At 55.2% G+C, this 15334-nt stretch carries 15 protein-coding genes; 5 read left to right on the top strand and 10 right to left on the bottom strand.

The window, feature by feature from the left end; translation table 11 throughout:
- The first annotated feature begins 12 nt into the window (after positions 1–12).
- From Q1B46_RS16300 to Q1B46_RS16285, 4 genes are read left to right on the top strand one after another with little or no spacing between them, the layout of a single operon-like run.
- The gene (locus Q1B46_RS16300; protein WP_299949564.1) at positions 13–1134 is read left to right on the top strand and encodes an ABC transporter permease subunit; all 1122 of its coding nucleotides are present in this window, start codon (positions 13–15) and stop codon (positions 1132–1134) included.
- On the top strand, positions 1124–2215 hold the full coding sequence (locus tag Q1B46_RS16295; protein WP_299949562.1) for an amino acid ABC transporter permease: 1092 nt from the start codon (positions 1124–1126) through the stop codon (positions 2213–2215). Before Q1B46_RS16300 ends, Q1B46_RS16295 begins: the two co-directional genes overlap by 11 nt.
- Before the next feature lie 27 nt (positions 2216–2242).
- On the top strand, positions 2243–3184 hold the full coding sequence (locus tag Q1B46_RS16290; protein WP_299949560.1) for an ornithine cyclodeaminase family protein: 942 nt from the start codon (positions 2243–2245) through the stop codon (positions 3182–3184).
- A gap of 48 nt (positions 3185–3232) precedes the next feature.
- Positions 3233–3583, top strand: coding sequence for a RidA family protein (locus Q1B46_RS16285; RefSeq protein ID WP_299949558.1), 351 nt, complete (start codon positions 3233–3235; stop codon positions 3581–3583).
- Between the two features lie 77 nt (positions 3584–3660).
- Here the strand turns inward: Q1B46_RS16285 and Q1B46_RS16280 are convergent, their stop codons facing one another.
- Genes Q1B46_RS16280 through Q1B46_RS16260 form a run of 5 tightly spaced genes read right to left on the bottom strand, consistent with a single transcriptional unit; the run spans position 3661 to position 8218 of the window.
- Entirely contained in the window at positions 3661–4290 is a 630-nt protein-coding gene (locus Q1B46_RS16280; RefSeq protein ID WP_299949556.1) for a cysteine hydrolase, read from the bottom strand.
- Positions 4291–4301: 11 nt separating this feature from the next.
- Positions 4302–5099 carry an ABC transporter permease subunit gene (locus Q1B46_RS16275; RefSeq protein ID WP_299949554.1) on the bottom strand — a complete coding sequence of 266 codons (798 nt, stop codon included), beginning with the start codon at positions 5097–5099 and terminating at the stop codon, positions 4302–4304.
- The gene (locus Q1B46_RS16270; protein ID WP_299949552.1) at positions 5099–6031 is read right to left on the bottom strand and encodes an ABC transporter permease subunit; all 933 of its coding nucleotides are present in this window, start codon (positions 6029–6031) and stop codon (positions 5099–5101) included. Before Q1B46_RS16270 ends, Q1B46_RS16275 begins: the two co-directional genes overlap by 1 nt.
- Positions 6031–7101, bottom strand: a complete 1071-nt coding sequence (locus Q1B46_RS16265) for an ABC transporter ATP-binding protein (RefSeq protein ID WP_299949550.1) — start codon at positions 7099–7101, stop codon at positions 6031–6033. Before Q1B46_RS16265 ends, Q1B46_RS16270 begins: the two co-directional genes overlap by 1 nt.
- A gap of 16 nt (positions 7102–7117) precedes the next feature.
- Positions 7118–8218, bottom strand: a complete 1101-nt coding sequence (locus tag Q1B46_RS16260; protein ID WP_299949548.1) for an extracellular solute-binding protein — start codon at positions 8216–8218, stop codon at positions 7118–7120.
- A gap of 148 nt (positions 8219–8366) precedes the next feature.
- Between Q1B46_RS16260 and Q1B46_RS16255 the strand changes: the two genes are divergently transcribed.
- Positions 8367–9269 carry a LysR family transcriptional regulator gene (locus tag Q1B46_RS16255; protein ID WP_299949546.1) on the top strand — a complete coding sequence of 301 codons (903 nt, stop codon included), beginning with the start codon at positions 8367–8369 and terminating at the stop codon, positions 9267–9269.
- A 293-nt stretch (positions 9270–9562) separates the two neighbouring features.
- Here the strand turns inward: Q1B46_RS16255 and Q1B46_RS16250 are convergent, their stop codons facing one another.
- The 5 genes from Q1B46_RS16250 to ortA are packed head-to-tail and all read right to left on the bottom strand — an operon-like array spanning position 9563 to position 15310.
- Positions 9563–10963: a GlmL-related ornithine degradation protein gene (locus tag Q1B46_RS16250; protein ID WP_299949544.1), complete on the bottom strand. Its 1401-nt coding sequence runs from the start codon at positions 10961–10963 to the stop codon at positions 9563–9565.
- Between the two features lie 9 nt (positions 10964–10972).
- A complete protein-coding gene (gene oraE / locus Q1B46_RS16245; protein ID WP_299949542.1) occupies positions 10973–13198 on the bottom strand; it encodes a D-ornithine 4,5-aminomutase subunit OraE in 2226 nt (741 codons plus the stop codon).
- The gene (locus Q1B46_RS16240) at positions 13195–13560 is read right to left on the bottom strand and encodes an ornithine aminomutase subunit alpha (protein WP_299949539.1); all 366 of its coding nucleotides are present in this window, start codon (positions 13558–13560) and stop codon (positions 13195–13197) included. Before Q1B46_RS16240 ends, oraE begins: the two co-directional genes overlap by 4 nt.
- Positions 13561–13584: 24 nt before the next feature.
- Positions 13585–15003 (bottom strand): 2-amino-4-oxopentanoate thiolase subunit OrtB, encoded by a 1419-nt coding sequence (gene ortB / locus Q1B46_RS16235; RefSeq protein WP_299949537.1) that lies wholly within the window; start codon positions 15001–15003, stop codon positions 13585–13587.
- The gene (gene ortA / locus Q1B46_RS16230; RefSeq protein ID WP_299949535.1) at positions 14993–15310 is read right to left on the bottom strand and encodes a 2-amino-4-oxopentanoate thiolase subunit OrtA; all 318 of its coding nucleotides are present in this window, start codon (positions 15308–15310) and stop codon (positions 14993–14995) included. Before ortA ends, ortB begins: the two co-directional genes overlap by 11 nt.
- Between the last annotated feature and the right edge of the window lie 24 nt (positions 15311–15334).

Genomic DNA, 15334 nt, shown 5'->3' with positions numbered 1-15334 from the left:
CAGGTTCGCAGAATGCATCGCCCGACTTTCAGACAGGCTCACGGTCAACGCATTTTCCAGTTCATTTTGTTGCTGGGAATGGCCGCGTGCGTCTATTTTGTCGCCCAATACGTAAAACAGCGGCTCGACTCCCAGGGCATAGCGACCGGTTTTGGGTTCCTGTGGGATCGTGCGGGCTATAATCTTGGCGAAAGTCTGATCCCCTATGATGGCGATGACAGCTACGGGCGAGCCTTGTTGGCGGGATTCAGCAACACGCTAAAAGTGGCTGTTGCCGCGATCTTCTTTTCCTTGTTTCTGGGATTTGTCGCCGCGGTCGCGATGTTGTCGGGCCATCGCACCGCAGAGCGCATCGCCAAGCTTTATGTCCGGGTGGTGCGAAATACACCCGTCCTCCTACAGCTTTTCTTCTGGTTCGGCATATTTACGGTCAGCATGCCTGCGCCAAGGGAAACCTATAGCCCCCTGCCACATCTCTATATCAGCAACCGGGGCATTAACTTCCCTGCGCCGGACGGAACCGCATGGGCAGTGATCGCAATTGTGGTGGCCGTTCTGCTCGCCGCGTTCTGGCTTTCCAACCAACGTCGGCAAGCCGGCAAGAGCGGATCATGGATATTTCTTCTTTCGACTTTAGGATGCGCCAGTTTGATGATCTTGCTCACCAGAGCAGGTGTAATCGCCTTCGAATACCCCGCGGCGGGCCGGTTTTCCATCAATGGCGGCGCGACGATCTCGCCTGAGTTCCTGACGATCCTGATCGGGCTGTCAGTCTATACCGGAACCTATATTGCCGAGGTTCTCAGAGGTGCTGTCGAATCCATCTCCACTGGCCAGATGGAAGCAGCGCAAGCCCTCGGTCTCAGTCAAGGCCAGGGATTGCGCCTTGTTGTACTTCCGCAAGCCACGCGTGTTGCGATGCCGGCGGTTGTGAGCGAATTACTCAACCTCGTAAAAAACAGCTCGCTGGGGGTGGCTGTGGGATATCCGGAACTTGTGTCTGCCGGCAACACTGCAATGAACCAGACCGGTCAGGCGATAGAGCTTATTGCGATCTACATGCTGTTCTATGTCACACTCAATTATGTGATCACGAAACTCTCTCACGTGCTGGAGGCGCGGTATGAGTGGTAGTGTAACGGCGTCCGCCCCCCCAAGTACCGCACCGCGCGAGGGTTTTTTTCAGCGCCTCAGATCGGCCTATTTCGGCAACACGCTCAGCACGATCATAACACTTACATTACTTCTCATTCTCGTAAGCGCTGGCCCCGCTGTCGTGCGCTGGCTGATCACCGATGCAACACTGGTCGGAACGGCAGAGGATTGCCGCACCAATGGCGGCGCATGCTGGGCCTTTATCGGCGCCAAATGGAACCTAATCCTGTTTGGCGCCTACCCTGTGGACGAACTATGGCGACCAGCCTTGTTCATGGCGCTGGTCGTCGCCATAGCCATCTACGGCTTTTTTACGCGCCGCACTCTTGGCCGTGTGCTCATCAGTTGGATCACCGCGTTTTTCATCGGCATCCTTCTGATGCGGGGCGGGTTCCTGGGGTTAACGCTTGTAGACAACGATCGCTGGGGCGGTCTGCCGATAACGCTTGTCGTCACAATAGGCGGCCTCGCAGGCGCGTTCCCGCTCGGCGTTCTGCTCATGCTCGGCAGCGTGTCAAAAAATACTGCGATCAATGTCCCCTGCAAGATATTCGTCGAGATCGTTCGCGGGATACCGGCAATCACTCTGGTTTTCATGACCTTTGCGATCATCCCGCTGCTGATGCCTCAGGGCATGATGATCGACAAACTCACACGCGCCGCGTTTGGCCTGACCCTGCTGACATCAGCCTATTTCGCCGAGGCACTGCGTGGTGCCTTGCAGGCCTTGCCAAAGGGGCAAACCGAAGCCAGTGAAGCCCTTGGCTTTGGTTATTGGAAACGTCAGCGCCTTATCATCCTCCCTCAGGTGATCGCCAATTCGATGCAACCGATCGTCAACATCGCCATTGCATTCGTTAAGGCGACGTCGCTGTTGATCATCATTGGGTTGTTCGATCTTCTGGGCGCGGCAAGATCCAGCCTTTTCGACGGCAACTGGCAAGGGTTCTACCGCGAACTCTATCTGTTTATCGGCCTGATCTATCTGGTGATTTGTCTGTTTCTGGATGCATATGTGGGTCGGATCGAACGCGAACGCTCGGCACGCATTCAACGCTGATGGCCGCCCACATCCAAGGACATAGAAATGACTGAACTCATCCTGCACGACGCGATCAAGCAGCGCCTGGCATGGCCCGACTTGATTGAGCAGCTAAGAACCTGGTTCAAAGACGGGGCCGTTTCGGCCCCCGACAGACAGGTGCTAAACATCGAACAGCCCGATGGTTCCACGTCCTCTGTCCTGATCATGCCAGCGTGGATGCCGGGAGAAGCGATCGGCGTTAAGGTCGTGACCTTCTTTCCCCAAAATGCCGCAATCGGACAGCCGACGATCAATGCCGGCTACATGGCCTTTGACGGCCAAACGGGACGCCTGACAGCTGTTATGGATGGCGATGCGCTCACCGCCCGGCGCACGGCGGCCGCCTCTGCGCTTGCGGCCTCTTACCTCGCGCGCACCGATGCGCGGACCTTGCTGGTTGTGGGCACCGGGCAACTGAGCATCGAAGTGGCCAGCGCACATGCAGCGGTCCGCTCCTACGACAAGGTTCTGGTTTGGGGCCGAAGCGAAGAAAAGGCGGCGGCGCTTGCCTCGGAAATGCAAGCGGACGGACTGCCTGCAATCGCTGTGCAAGACCTTGAGGCGGCGTGCGCGAAGTCAGATGTCATTACCACGGTAACCGCCTCGACCCGACCGGTCGTTCATGGCTCCTGGCTCACACCCGGCACGCATCTGGACCTCATCGGCGCATTTCGCGAGGACATGCGGGAATGCGACGATGCGGCCATGGCGCAGGCTGATATTTTCGTCGACACCCGAACCGGAGCGATCAAGGCCGGCGATCTGTACCAACCGATCACAGACGGAGTATTGAGTAGCACCGATATCGTCGCAGATCTGACCGAGCTGTGTCGTGGCGAACACAGGGGGCGGCGCGATGCCTTCGGCTATACGGTCTTCAAATCGGTCGGTCTCGCACTTGAAGACTTGGCAGCCGCAAGCCTTGTGCTCTCCTCATCAAAGTGAACGGGCGCTAACAAGCTTTCTTAAACAGACACGGAAAAAGGAAAAACCATGTCGAACATCACACGCAAACATGTCGGAGACCGGATGAGTCAAATCGTCATTCACGGCGATACGATCTATCTGGCTGGCCAGGTTGGCGAGTTGGGCGCCAGCGTCGCCGAACAGACGCGCACCTGCTTGACCGAGGTGGACAAGCTGCTCATCGAAGCGGGATCAGACAGGGATCACATCCTTCAGGCCACGATCTGGCTGGCGGATATGAAGGACTTTGATGAAATGAATGCAGTTTGGGATGCCTGGGTACCCGGGGGTAACGCACCGGCCCGCGCCTGTGGCGAGGCCAAGCTTGCCGTGCCCGAGTTTGCGGTCGAGATTATTGTGGTAGCCGCCAAAAAGTAATGCTTAAGCTTTAGATAACTGCGCCCCGGATCGCTGGCCCGGGGCGCAGTACGTTGGGATAACACTACAAATCTAGGTTAGGACTTGACTGCCTCCATCGCAGCCAGCGTCTCGTCCAGACTGCGGACCGCGCCGGTTTGCAGATACTCCATCGCTGCAAGCGCTGCGTCATGCGCTTTTTGACTTGATGCTGCGACACAATCCTCGATCACACGGCAGAAATAGTCGCCCTGATGGCCGTCCACAAAAGTATAGTGAACGCAAACGTCTGTCAGGCCACCGGTCAAAAGCAAAGTATCGGCTTTCAGCCCTTTCAGCAGGATCTCGAAATCGGTTCCGTAGAAAGCCGAATAGCGCCGTTTCTGAATCACATAATCACCGTCGATAAAGCCCATCTGCTCTTTCGCAAGCTCGGTGTTTGGATTGCTGTCGAGGCAATGCACATCTTCGTCACCATCCAGTTCGCGACCGAAATCTACCTGGTCCGATCGGTGAATCTCCTGAATGAAAACTACCGGAATGCCGCATTCGCGCGCTTTGTCGATTGCTGTACGCGCCTGCATCATGCGATCCGCATAGCCGGGCATGTGGTCGATGTTGCGGCCCGTGGCGCTTTGATCGATAAAGGCACCCGCCTGGATGTCGATCACGACCAGTACCGGGTTTCCTTCAATCAGCGCGCGTTCTTTTCTATTTGGATTAGCCAATGTATTTCTCCTTACTTGGATTTGTCCGCGCCAAGAAGCTGCGGAAGGTTTCCGAACCTTGCGATCAAAGAGAAGATGATGATCGAGGTAGTAATGAACGTGATGGCGCCTACGGCCATGGTCGGCGTGAACCCGTTTCGAAGCGAGTTGAAGATCTGTACCGTCACCGTCGAATAGGCCGAGGCTGAGACAAAGAAGACGACGATGAATTCGTTGAAACTAAGCACCACAGCAAAGAAAAAACCCGAGGCGGTGAATGGCAGCATCTGTGGGAGAATGATCGTGCGAAAGGCGGTGGCCTCAGACGCTCCCATCGTTGCCGCCGCATCCAGATGCGACCGGTCAAGGCTTTGCAGACCAATGGAAAGCGTGGTCAGCGGCAACGCCATAAACAGCGCCGCGTGGCTGATGATGCCCGACCAGATGTTTCCGAGCGAACCGGAGAACCCCCAGAAAAAGACAAGCCCGACCCCAAAAACGATGGGCGGCAAAGCAAAGGGCATCGACGCCAGCCCGGCCAGCACCTTCGACACACCGTCTGCTTTGCGCCAAAGCCAATAGGCAATCGGCCAAGCCGCAATCACGGCTAGCGCTGCGCTGCCCAGAGCGATAATCATCGAATTACGCAGTGATCTGATCCAGACTTCTTCTGTCACGAAGAACTCGACGAAGCGAGCAAATGTGGGATCCTCGGGCGGGAAGAACATGGTCCGCCCCCCGTTCAGGGCAGCTGCGCAGACCACCAGAATCGGGACAATGATCCAAACGGCCATCAGGCCCATAAAAACGCGGGACAGCAGCATGCCCATCACTTCTCTCCCCGCTCAAGGGCCATGCGGCTGAAGACCAGCACCACTGCCGCCGCAATCAGCAGGATGATCGCCTGAGCCGAGCCAAAGGGTGCATTCAGCGTCGCTCCGCGCACCGCCTCATAGACTGAAATCGACAGCGTGTGTTTTTCTGGAGCCGCAAATACAGCAATGGTCACATAGGCACCAAGCAGGAACACAAAGAGCAGCAGAACGGTTCCGACGATCGGCGTTCGCACCATGGGCAGGACCACCGTACGCACCACTGTGACGGGCCCTGCGCCCATGGTGCGAGCGGCTTCGATGATCTCGTTGTTGATCTTGGACAGTGGCGGATAGAGCAGGATGACCGCATATGGCCAGACCAGATAAGTCATAGTCAAGATAGTTGCGAACTCCGTCGGTTTGAAGCGTACGTTGCGCGGGCTTGCCAACCCCCAGCTCCGTAGAACGTCGAACCAACCGGTCTCTTTCAGCAAATCGGTCAGACCGGTTTCCTTGAACAAGGCGGGCAGGCCCGAGCGGTTGGACAGCAGAATGTCCCAGCCCATCACGACGAACACTTCGGACAAGGTCAGGCTGGCCAGAAAGAACACCAGCCAAACCGTTTGCGCCCGACGCGACAGACGAGTCATCAGCCAAACAAATGGAAAACAGGTCGCCACCGCCAGGATCGATGCGATCATGGCGTAGTAAAGCGAGTACCAAAGAAACTTCAGATACAGAAAAGAGATGGAGTTTGGGTAATCCGCCCCCACAAAGAAGCGTTTATAATTGTCGAATTGAAAACCCCAGACCCAGGCGGCGCCTTCAATCTTCTCGCCAAAAGAAATGGCAAACACCAGCAGAAACGGCGTGATACACATCGCCAGCACTGCGCCGATATAGGCCACTTTGGCCAGACGCGTGGGCAAAGCTGCGGCCTTTGACATCAGGCGGCCTCTTCATCGTCGTGGGAGCGTTCAGGCAGCAGGTGCAACAAGCCATCAGGCAACTCCGCGTGAAAACGGTCACCAATTTTGACGGTCGCCTCGAACGACCCCGGTATCTCGGCCGTCATGTGACCCGCTGGCGTGTCCAGATGGATCTCACGCGCAGGTCCTTCATCGCGTACAAATGTAACGGTGCCGGGTACCGAATTGGGAATCTCCGTGTCGTGCAAAGCGACCGCCTCGGGGCGGCAAAACAGGGTCACGGCCTGCCCGGCCGCGAAACTGCCCCGGTCGCTGACCGCGATTTCTGTTCCACCGACACGAATGCCAGTCGCCGTCGCTATCCCATCCAGAAGGTTCGCGTTTCCGATAAAGTTCGCCACAAAGCTGTTGGCAGGCTTGTGATAGATTTCCTGCGGTGTGCCGATCTGTTCGATCCGGCCATGCGACATGACAACGATCTGATCTGCCATGGTCATGGCTTCGCGTTGATCATGCGTGACAACGATCGTCGTTATGCCGAGCTTTTGCTGCAACAGGCGCAATTGCATCTGCAAATCGCCACGCAACTGCGCATCCAAGGCGGACATCGGCTCGTCAAGCAGGAAGACCTCGGGCTCCTGCGCCAGGGCGCGTGCGATGGCTACCCGCTGGCGCTGGCCGCCGGAAAGCTGACCGATCTTTCGCTGGCCCTTGTCGCCCAGTTGCACGAGTTCCAGCAACTCCTGCGCCTTGGCACGCCGGGTTGTCGCATCGACCCCAGCAATCCGAAGCGAGTAGGACACGTTCCGCGCAACGTTCAGGTGCGGAAACAGCGCGAAGCTCTGGAACACCATGCCAAATTTACGCTGCTCAGCGCTTTTGGAGGCGATGTTCTCGCCTCCAAGAATGATATCGCCACTGGTGGGCATCTCCAGTCCGGCAATCATCCGAAGCAAGGTGGTCTTGCCGCAACCCGACGGCCCCAACAGCGCCGTCAACTTACCCGACTCAAAGGTCAGGTTTGCATTTTCAACAGCCGTCACATGGCCATAGGCCTTGCGGATGTTCTTCAGGATGAGGTCGGACATGTGTAGAAAACTCTGATCAGCCTTTGGCGACCATGCGGTCCCAGGTTTCGGTGATAAAGGTTTCATCATCCAGATAAACCTCATACGGTGACTTGATCGCAGGAGTACCCGCGACAGCAGACAACTCTTCTTGTGTAAGATCTGTTTTGGCTGGATCGATCACCGGCGCCGTACCGATCTTTCGCGCCATCAGCGACTGAATATCTGGCTGCGAGGTAAACGCAATAAACTCTTCAGCCTCAGCTGCTTTTCCGGAACCTACCGAAAGCGTCCAAGAGTTGAAATCGATTGGACATCCCTCTTTAGGGAAAACTGAGGCGATAGGGTGCCCGTCGGAAGCCATAAGACCGGCGACGTCATGGAAATACATGCCACCGACGACATCAAAATTCTTGAGTGCCTGTTCCATCTGGCTTTCCGCCGAGAACCACAAAGCCACATTCGGATGCAGTTCCGAAGCTTTTTCGACCGTAGCGACAATTCCGTCATGGCTGCGCAGTGCGTCAACACCGCCAAAGAACGTCGCGGCGACCACATCGAGGAATTTGAAGTTCACGTTCTTGGGCAGGCCCAGGCTGGCCTCGAACCGGCCGGTATCCCAGAACTCGGCCCAGCTTGCAGGAACCGGGTCGACCTCGTCGGAATTCACGACCATTGAAGAATAGTAGCTGAAAACGCCAACGCCCAGCACACCCGCATCAGAAGCGTGAATGAAATCCTCTGACACCATATCAACGCCCGAGACATTGCCGGTGTTGATCGGTGCGAATATACCGCCGAGACGCTCTCCCTTGAGCAGGTTCAGAGGCGTGTGCATCGACAGATCCGCCGGAACATTGCCCGCCTTAAGGGCTTGATTCATGGTTTGTAGCCAGCTCGTCGAGTCTGGCTGGGTTACGCTATTGACGATAATCCCGGTTGCTTCGGTGAATTTTGGATAGACATGTTCCTTAAGGCTATCCTCAAAATAGCCACCATACGCACCGACCGAGATGGAACGGTTTTGAGCAATAGCAGGCGACCCGAGCAGACCGGATGCAGCAGCAAACCCAGCTCCGGCAGAAGTCTTGAGCAATGTACGGCGATTTATTGTCTTTGCGGTCGATTTGAATGGCATTCTCTTGCTCCTGTTAGTGTCACAAGCCTTCGAATTCTCCAGTTCGCTGAGTCCGAAGTTCGGTGATACAGCAAGTGTAAATTTTACAAGCCGACACAGAAATCAGTTTTAACTGGGCCTCAGCGAAGGTTTTACCTATACTCAAACCATGGACGTACCCTTAAGACATCTAAACGCTCTCAGGGCTTTTGAAGCCGCTGCGCGCCATTCCAGTTTTGCCAAGGCTGCAGAGGAGCTTCACGTCAGCCACAGCGTAATCAGCCAACATGTTAAAACACTTGAAGGCTGGCTTGGTACGCAACTTTTCATAAGGCATGGAAACAGGATTGAATTGACTGAAGAAGCGAGGACACTAACCCCACACCTGTCGAACGCGTTCCAGACCTTGCGAGACGCCTGTTATAGTGTCTTAAAATTGAACCAAAGGGGAGCACTTACCATTCTTGCTGAGCCTGCAATTGCCTCACGTTGGCTCAGACGTCAGACTAATGAGTTTTGCGCAGAGTTTCCGAACGTAGAGATAGATGTTAAGTCGGCATGGACAGCTCCCCAATTCGGAGAAGGTCAGGCCGATATGCTTGTGCATTTTGACACAAGAAGACCAAAGTCCGGGGCTATGCATCGCAAGCTTTTTCCACTGGATTGCTTTCCGGCCTGCGCTCCCGACCTGAAAAAGAAACTGCTTAGTAAGGATAATAAGCTAGATTTCGACCACATGCCCTTAGTCCATGACAATGGTCGGCAGATTTGGCAGCTCTGGTATGCTGAACATGTATCCGCAGGCGATGGTTGGCAGACCGGAAAAGTCTATTCTGACCTTTCCATGGCAATTGACGCCGCAATCGACGGAGAAGGTGTAATACTTGCCGACAACATCATTTGCCAGCGTGAACTGCAAATGGGAACGCTCGTCCCGCTGGACAAACGCGTTGCCAGATGTGTCTGGTACACTGCCTCTGTGCCAAAAGACTCATCTTCAAACTCGGCGGTCATCGCGCTGCTCAGTTGGCTGGAGAAAAGTGCTAACGCTGAAAGCGGTAGCAGTGATTGAATCCTCTGTCTCTATATCCAAACACTTGTAATCCGTTCAGATTTCGTTGTCTTACACAGACTGCATTAAAACATACGTGGAGGTGCTGCCGGCATAAGGCATAGACGAGATGGTCTCACCCAGCACTTTGAAAGACGGCATAAGGCTTTCGGATGTTTGTTCAGATCAGAGGATAGGCTTGATCCTGTAATGCCGACTATGGTTGCTCCAATTGAACATTCGACAGTACCGATTGAATTGAAGGGAGGCGTGGGTCGGGGGGATTCCACGCCTCGAAACGTATCGTTGTCAAGTTAACTTCGGGGCAAACAGGAGCGGCATCCCGTCATAGCCAGACTCTGCTTTGCCAGAGCCAATGCCGCCTCAGGATGGCGTTGCCCCAAAACACCAACCGCCGCTAAAGTATAATGATTGTCGATCAGGACCCGCGTTTCCTCTCGCGGCAACAACCAAGTACCGTGCCTATTGTGCTTAGTCACTTCAGCTAACAAATCCACACGGCTCGGGAGCCGGGTCAAAGCCCCGCCTGTGCCCACGATGTACTTCACCTCCGTGAGATCCTTTCCTTCGGCAATGTCCTTCTTGCCGGACAGGCCATAGACGCTACGAATTGCGCCTGCATGACGTTCCACAGCGTTGAGGACGCACACCCGTGCAAGCTCTTCCGTAAACCTTAGCTCAGACGCGTTGCGTGGAATTGGCGGATGATTTGCCATCAGTTGCTCAAGCGATACTGAATCAACCTCAAGCTTTTTTTCGATTGCCTCACGACCCGCCAGTTCTACAACATTGTCTTTGTTTACGAATACTCCAAGATCACCTTCGACAGTCCGCTTTGCCAATGGCTCAGGGCTGATAGAAATGCGACTGATCTCTTCACTGCCTTCAGTAACCGAGTGAACATCGGTCGTGGCACCCCCAACATCAAGTACGACAAGATCGCCAAATTCTTGGTAGAGGAATCTTGCTGCCTCGAGAACGGCTCCAGGCGTCGGCATTATCGGCCCATCGACCATTTCTCGGACATGCTCCATACCTGGTGCGTGCACAATGTGATCTTCAAACGCATTTTGGATGATGCGACGGGCGGGTTCAACATTCAGTTGGTCAATCTTCGGGTAAACGTTTTCTGTAACATGCAGATCGAATCTGGTATTCTCGAAGATTAGCCGGATGTCGTCTTGGTTTTGAACATTTCCAGCGTAGATTAGCGGTACTTTCAGATCCAGATCGGCAATTCGCTCAGCGTTGTTGAGCGCCGTATCTCGCTCACCGTAGTCCACTCCACCAGCCAACAGAATGATATTTGGTCGGCACTCAAGCAGGCGCTTGATGTCACCACGCCGCATTCGACCGGTGGTCAATGTCCGCAGAATGGCGCCTGCCCCTAGCGCAGCTTCCTTTGCCGCGCGCGCAGTCATGTCGTGCACCAAACCATGCACGCTCATACCCAAACCTCCCGCAGCGGACGAAGTGGCCAACATCTCACCGGCGCTCACTTTTTCGACACCAAGACAACGCGCCAAATCGCCTTTGGCCGCTTCTAGTCCGATGCGAACATCTCCCTCGACAACGCTGGTCGGCGCCTGCCCCTGGCCCAAAAAGCTTGGGTTCGACGTTCCGATACCGCCAAACGCGCTGACTGTGGTCGTCGTACTGCCGATTTCCGCAACAAGGCTGTCAATCCACATCATGCCAACCCCTCAGTTTCGTCGATATTCGGGCTCGGACTTTTGCCGCCGGTTCTGAACAAGAAAGGTCGCGACATGCGCACCGTTCGTGCCCCTGCCAAACCCGGCGTCGACGCCCATTTCCTCCGCGATCTTTGGTGTCACCTGAGTGCCGCCAGCCAGGATCGCCAGCTTGTCGCGGACGCCTTTTTCGGTGGCCAGATCATGCAGTTTTCGCATGTTGGAATAGTGGATGTCGTCATGGCTGATGATGGTCGACGCGAGGATCGCATCGGCATCCAATTCAATCGCTGCATCAATCAGTTTTTCAAGCGGGACAGACGTTCCGAGATAGTGGCATTCGATCCCATATTTCTCTATTCCGCCATGCTTGATGTCGATGATCTCTCGCAGGCCGACAGAGTGCTCATCTTCGCCAACCGTCCCGGCCACGATGCGCATTGGACACTTATCAATAGCGCTTCGCAGCTCGTCGTCTGAAATGATTTCGGGCTCGGGCGGGATACTTAGCGTCTCCGCGTCAATGGCAAACGGAACCTTGCCCTTCAGCTCGATCCGCGTCCCCTCGGCTGGGTGCATCACTTCCCGATTAATGACTTCGGGTTCTTCCAGCCCCATCCTTGTTGCCATCTCGATCGCAGCAGCAGCAGCCGTGCGCGCATCGACGGGAAAAAACAGCGTGAGCAAAATTACTCCGTCACCCGCCCACTCAGACTCTGGTTTGATGCTTGAAGACATGCGGTAAGGCGCGGATTCTGCGAGCCGTACAGACACATTGTCAGTTTCGTCCAGTTCATCGACATAGATGGTCTTCTCGGGTTTTTCGAATGTCGAACCATTAATCAAGCTAGCCGGGTTGTCGGTTGCCTCAGGATCGTATTGTGTCACGTTGTTGTGGCCGAAATGAGCTGTGACAGGAGCAAAATAGTCCTCGTCGCGTTCAAAGACAGTGCCTGCAGCAATACCACCTTGTATTTCGCGTGAGATCCCATCACCATTCTGACCAGGGAAATAACCGGAATCAACGAAATACCCTTCTTGAACGGCCTCGAAGTACCCGCCGATTTCGAGCATTTCTTCCATGAATAGGATCGCGCGTTCCTTAATCTCACGCGCCTTATTCCGCAAGACGCCATCGTCCTTAAGCGCGACGAGGTCCATCAGCCCATCCATTCCGACAAAGGCCTGTTTTGCAGTGTCGCATGCCTCAACATTATAAATATGCCACGGGACGTTGCGGCCCTCGTCCGGCGTAATCGTCGATTGGATGTCCACTCGTGTCAGTTGCGAGATCAACAAATTGAGCGTGTGGGTCACAGTGGCCTCGCGAGTGGAGGCCTCCATGTACTTGGTGTTCATCTGCGCACGCATCCGGTACTTGTCGAACAGGTCTCGCAACGCTACGGCGTATGGCAGGTCCAGATACATGCTGGGCGCGGGCGGCGCAGTTGGCGGAACGGTGGACAGGCAGATATTTTGCGGCGCGATCCCGACGCGTTCTGACATGCGGGTGTTGATCGCATGTTGAACCATAAGCTCAGGCGTGACTTTCCAGGCTTCGCGCGCGGTTGCATTCGCATTGTGCGCCCCGTCGATTTGAGCCATCCCGGACCAGGCCATAACAGTCTTTGCCTCGCATGCATCAACAAAACTGCGAACCATGTTGATGCCGCGATAGAGCACGTTGTACTGGGGGTCTTGGTGCGCGCCATTGACGCCCTCCTCAGCGAACATGACGGCGATCTCCGGCCCCGCTACACCACTCACATAGGAATGATAGTTGATCGGGCGTCCAACCTCTTCTTCGATCAAGTCCAGCGCCTTACGGTGCGCACGCACCTGTTTACGTGTGATCGGTACCCCGCCAATCCCTTGTGGCGTACCTTCAATTAGACCGTCATAGTGCGACTGGCCCGCCGTGCGGATAACCATGATGTGATCAGCGCCGTGCCAGGCGGCCATGCGCATCCTTCGGATATCATCTTCAAAGCGCCCCGAGGCAATCTCGGTCGTGATCGAGTTTTTCGACTGTGGGTCTATGCCGTTGAAATACTTAGCAGAGGGTAGCGCAACACTGTTCTTAAGCGGCGTGGAACAATCGCGGAAAGTAAACGGGCCGGCCTGTATCGCACCGGAGGCCTCACGCCAAGTCCAGCCACGGCGTTTTGGACGATAGTTCTCCAGATCAGTCAGAATGGATTCGATGTCGAGCTTTTCGTTCGGATTTAACACGGTCATGACTTCACCTTTGAAAACAGACCTATTGCACGATCCCATAGCTTACCGTTTGCCAGTTCCAACCCGGCATCGCGGATTCCCATCCCTTCGGATTTGGCCAATTTGAAGACGACGTGGCCCGCACCTTTACCCATCAGGCCACGGTCCAATACACCCTCAACGATCGCGAGTGCCTCAATTGAGGAAAAGCCCATGCGAAGAAGGACGGAACGCTCGATTGATGGCGTGGTGTTCTTACGGCCAAGCTCAAGCAAAGGATCCACAACCATGTCGGTCAGTTCCCAAAACCGCGCTTGCAGTTCATCGTTACTGAGGCTGGCCAGATGCGACCGCCGCTTTTCGAATTCGTCTTTTCTTTTCATTGTTCAATCCTCGTCAACGGGATGTCAGGTTGCAGTGAGTTCGTTCAACATCTCGCGGACGAACGTTTGGGTAGTTCGGGTCTCCGCCGCGAGAAACACGACGTCCTGGTCCGAGACCCCATTGCACTGCGCTTCTTGACAAGCGTTTCGAATATAGGAGCGGCGCAGGCGGTCGAGATCGACGTCAACAGCCCGGATCAGGTGTGGACCCTCGGGTAAAACGATACTCTCGCCGACGACTTCGTCTTTGGGGTCACCGAACCCGATCTGCACGCCTTGTTTTTTGGCAAAGGTCAGTTGGGCTTGTACGTGTTTACCCGCCCCGGTGTACTCTGTTTCCTGAACCACCAATATCTGGTCTTCGTCTAGTTCCTGCGCCAGCGAAAACGCGGCGGCCAACGAGGTATTACCTGCCGGGCCACGCTCCAAACCTTCTAATCGCGCCAGTGCCTCTGTCATGTAAAAGACTTCACCCTGATTCACGGTGACATAACGATCCATGTAACGCAGTACCCGCGCGGCGGACCGAGGCACATCCGAGCGGTCCGGTTTGGTGGCAAAAGGAATACCAAACCCAGTGTGGCCTGTTGTAAACGACTTTCGATTGAATTGCCTATCCGAAGCCATGTGCAACCCCTTGAGGTTGACGCTGGCACCGACTACGGTTGTGTCCTTAGCACCCGCAGCCAATAGCCCCCGGGCCGTGCCAGTTAGGTTGCCGCCACCGGCATGAGTGCAAACTACCATATCCGGGATGCGTCCGGTTAGTTCTCGGGTTTGCTCGACAAGCTCGAACCCCAGCGTTTCTACACCAGCAATCCCAAAGGGCGAATAGAGCGACGCATTGAAGTAACCGGTATCCTCCAAGATCGATAGGAAGGTTAAAAACAGTTCCGGGCCAACCGTCAGCTGTACAACCTCGGCCCCGTATGCCTCGCAGCGGCGGGCTTTCTCGATGATTTCCGGTTGCCCGGCGCCCTGACTGTCGTAGCATTCCTGCACGATGATGCAGTTCAGCCCATTGATCGCCGCCTGGGAGGCTACTGCAGCACCGTAGTTGCCGCTGGTAGCGGCTACGACGCCTCCATATCCCAACCGTTTCGCATGGTAGACGGCGTTTGCAGCTCGTCGGTCCTTAAAGCTACCGGATGGGTTTGAAGCTTCGTCCTTTACGAAGATGCGCGCCCCTTTACCCGGTTTGCCAGCCATTTTGCGCGACAAGTGAGTCAAGTTGCGCATTTCCAGCAGCGGGGTGCTTCCGACGCCAGCTTCGCGTTGGATCTTTTTCATTTCCTTCAGCGAGTAGCCAGTTTCCCGCATCATGGCCTCATAGTCGAATGCGATGCCACCCGTCTCAAAATCGGAATAGTCAATCCCGATCGAGGCTTTCATGATTGCGTTTTTGCGCTGCATTACCGCGCTGAAGCACATGTCACTTGCCATCGGTCTCGACCTCATTTTTCAGCAGGCCACGGACCTGTGTGCCAATATCGAGCAAATCACGCCGGAATTCGCCAAAATCTAATTCATAACAAGGGTTTACCTCGATCAACTTACCCGAAACGCGACGGCCAATTGTGGTGACGACCTCGACGTGGTCACCAATATCCCCATCAGCTTGAATCGTGCCTTTAACCCACATACCCAATTCAGTTGCGCGAGTATCATCTGGGATCTGCGGTGACCGTTCCTCAGCTGAAATCACCTTCCTATATATCCGGACCCAATCGCCGGCGCGTGCTTGTCGCATTCGGATCTCCTTTACAAAATGCCT

Source organism: uncultured Ruegeria sp., from assembly GCF_947500045.1.
In the GTDB taxonomy this organism is placed as follows: domain Bacteria; phylum Pseudomonadota; class Alphaproteobacteria; order Rhodobacterales; family Rhodobacteraceae; genus Ruegeria.
Note: the sequence above shows the minus strand (reverse complement) of the source record. Positions and strands in the feature narration are given on the sequence as shown.

Bases quoted from the DNA above. Each gene is read 5' to 3' on its own strand.
- Q1B46_RS16300 (WP_299949564.1), top strand. From the start codon at position 13: ATGCATCGCCCGACTTTCAGACAGGCTCACGGTCAACGCATTTTCCAG.
- Q1B46_RS16295 (WP_299949562.1), top strand. From the start codon at position 1,124: ATGAGTGGTAGTGTAACGGCGTCCGCCCCCCCAAGTACCGCACCGCGC.
- Q1B46_RS16290 (WP_299949560.1), top strand. From the start codon at position 2,243: ATGACTGAACTCATCCTGCACGACGCGATCAAGCAGCGCCTGGCATGG.
- Q1B46_RS16285 (WP_299949558.1), top strand. From the start codon at position 3,233: ATGTCGAACATCACACGCAAACATGTCGGAGACCGGATGAGTCAAATC.
- Q1B46_RS16275 (WP_299949554.1), bottom strand. From the start codon at position 5,099: ATGGGCATGCTGCTGTCCCGCGTTTTTATGGGCCTGATGGCCGTTTGG.
- Q1B46_RS16270 (WP_299949552.1), bottom strand. From the start codon at position 6,031: ATGTCAAAGGCCGCAGCTTTGCCCACGCGTCTGGCCAAAGTGGCCTAT.
- Q1B46_RS16265 (WP_299949550.1), bottom strand. From the start codon at position 7,101: ATGTCCGACCTCATCCTGAAGAACATCCGCAAGGCCTATGGCCATGTG.
- Q1B46_RS16260 (WP_299949548.1), bottom strand. From the start codon at position 8,218: ATGCCATTCAAATCGACCGCAAAGACAATAAATCGCCGTACATTGCTC.
- Q1B46_RS16255 (WP_299949546.1), top strand. From the start codon at position 8,367: ATGGACGTACCCTTAAGACATCTAAACGCTCTCAGGGCTTTTGAAGCC.
- Q1B46_RS16250 (WP_299949544.1), bottom strand. From the start codon at position 10,963: ATGATGTGGATTGACAGCCTTGTTGCGGAAATCGGCAGTACGACGACC.
- oraE (WP_299949542.1), bottom strand. From the start codon at position 13,198: ATGACCGTGTTAAATCCGAACGAAAAGCTCGACATCGAATCCATTCTG.
- Q1B46_RS16240 (WP_299949539.1), bottom strand. From the start codon at position 13,560: ATGAAAAGAAAAGACGAATTCGAAAAGCGGCGGTCGCATCTGGCCAGC.
- ortB (WP_299949537.1), bottom strand. From the start codon at position 15,003: ATGGCAAGTGACATGTGCTTCAGCGCGGTAATGCAGCGCAAAAACGCA.
- ortA (WP_299949535.1), bottom strand. From the start codon at position 15,310: ATGCGACAAGCACGCGCCGGCGATTGGGTCCGGATATATAGGAAGGTG.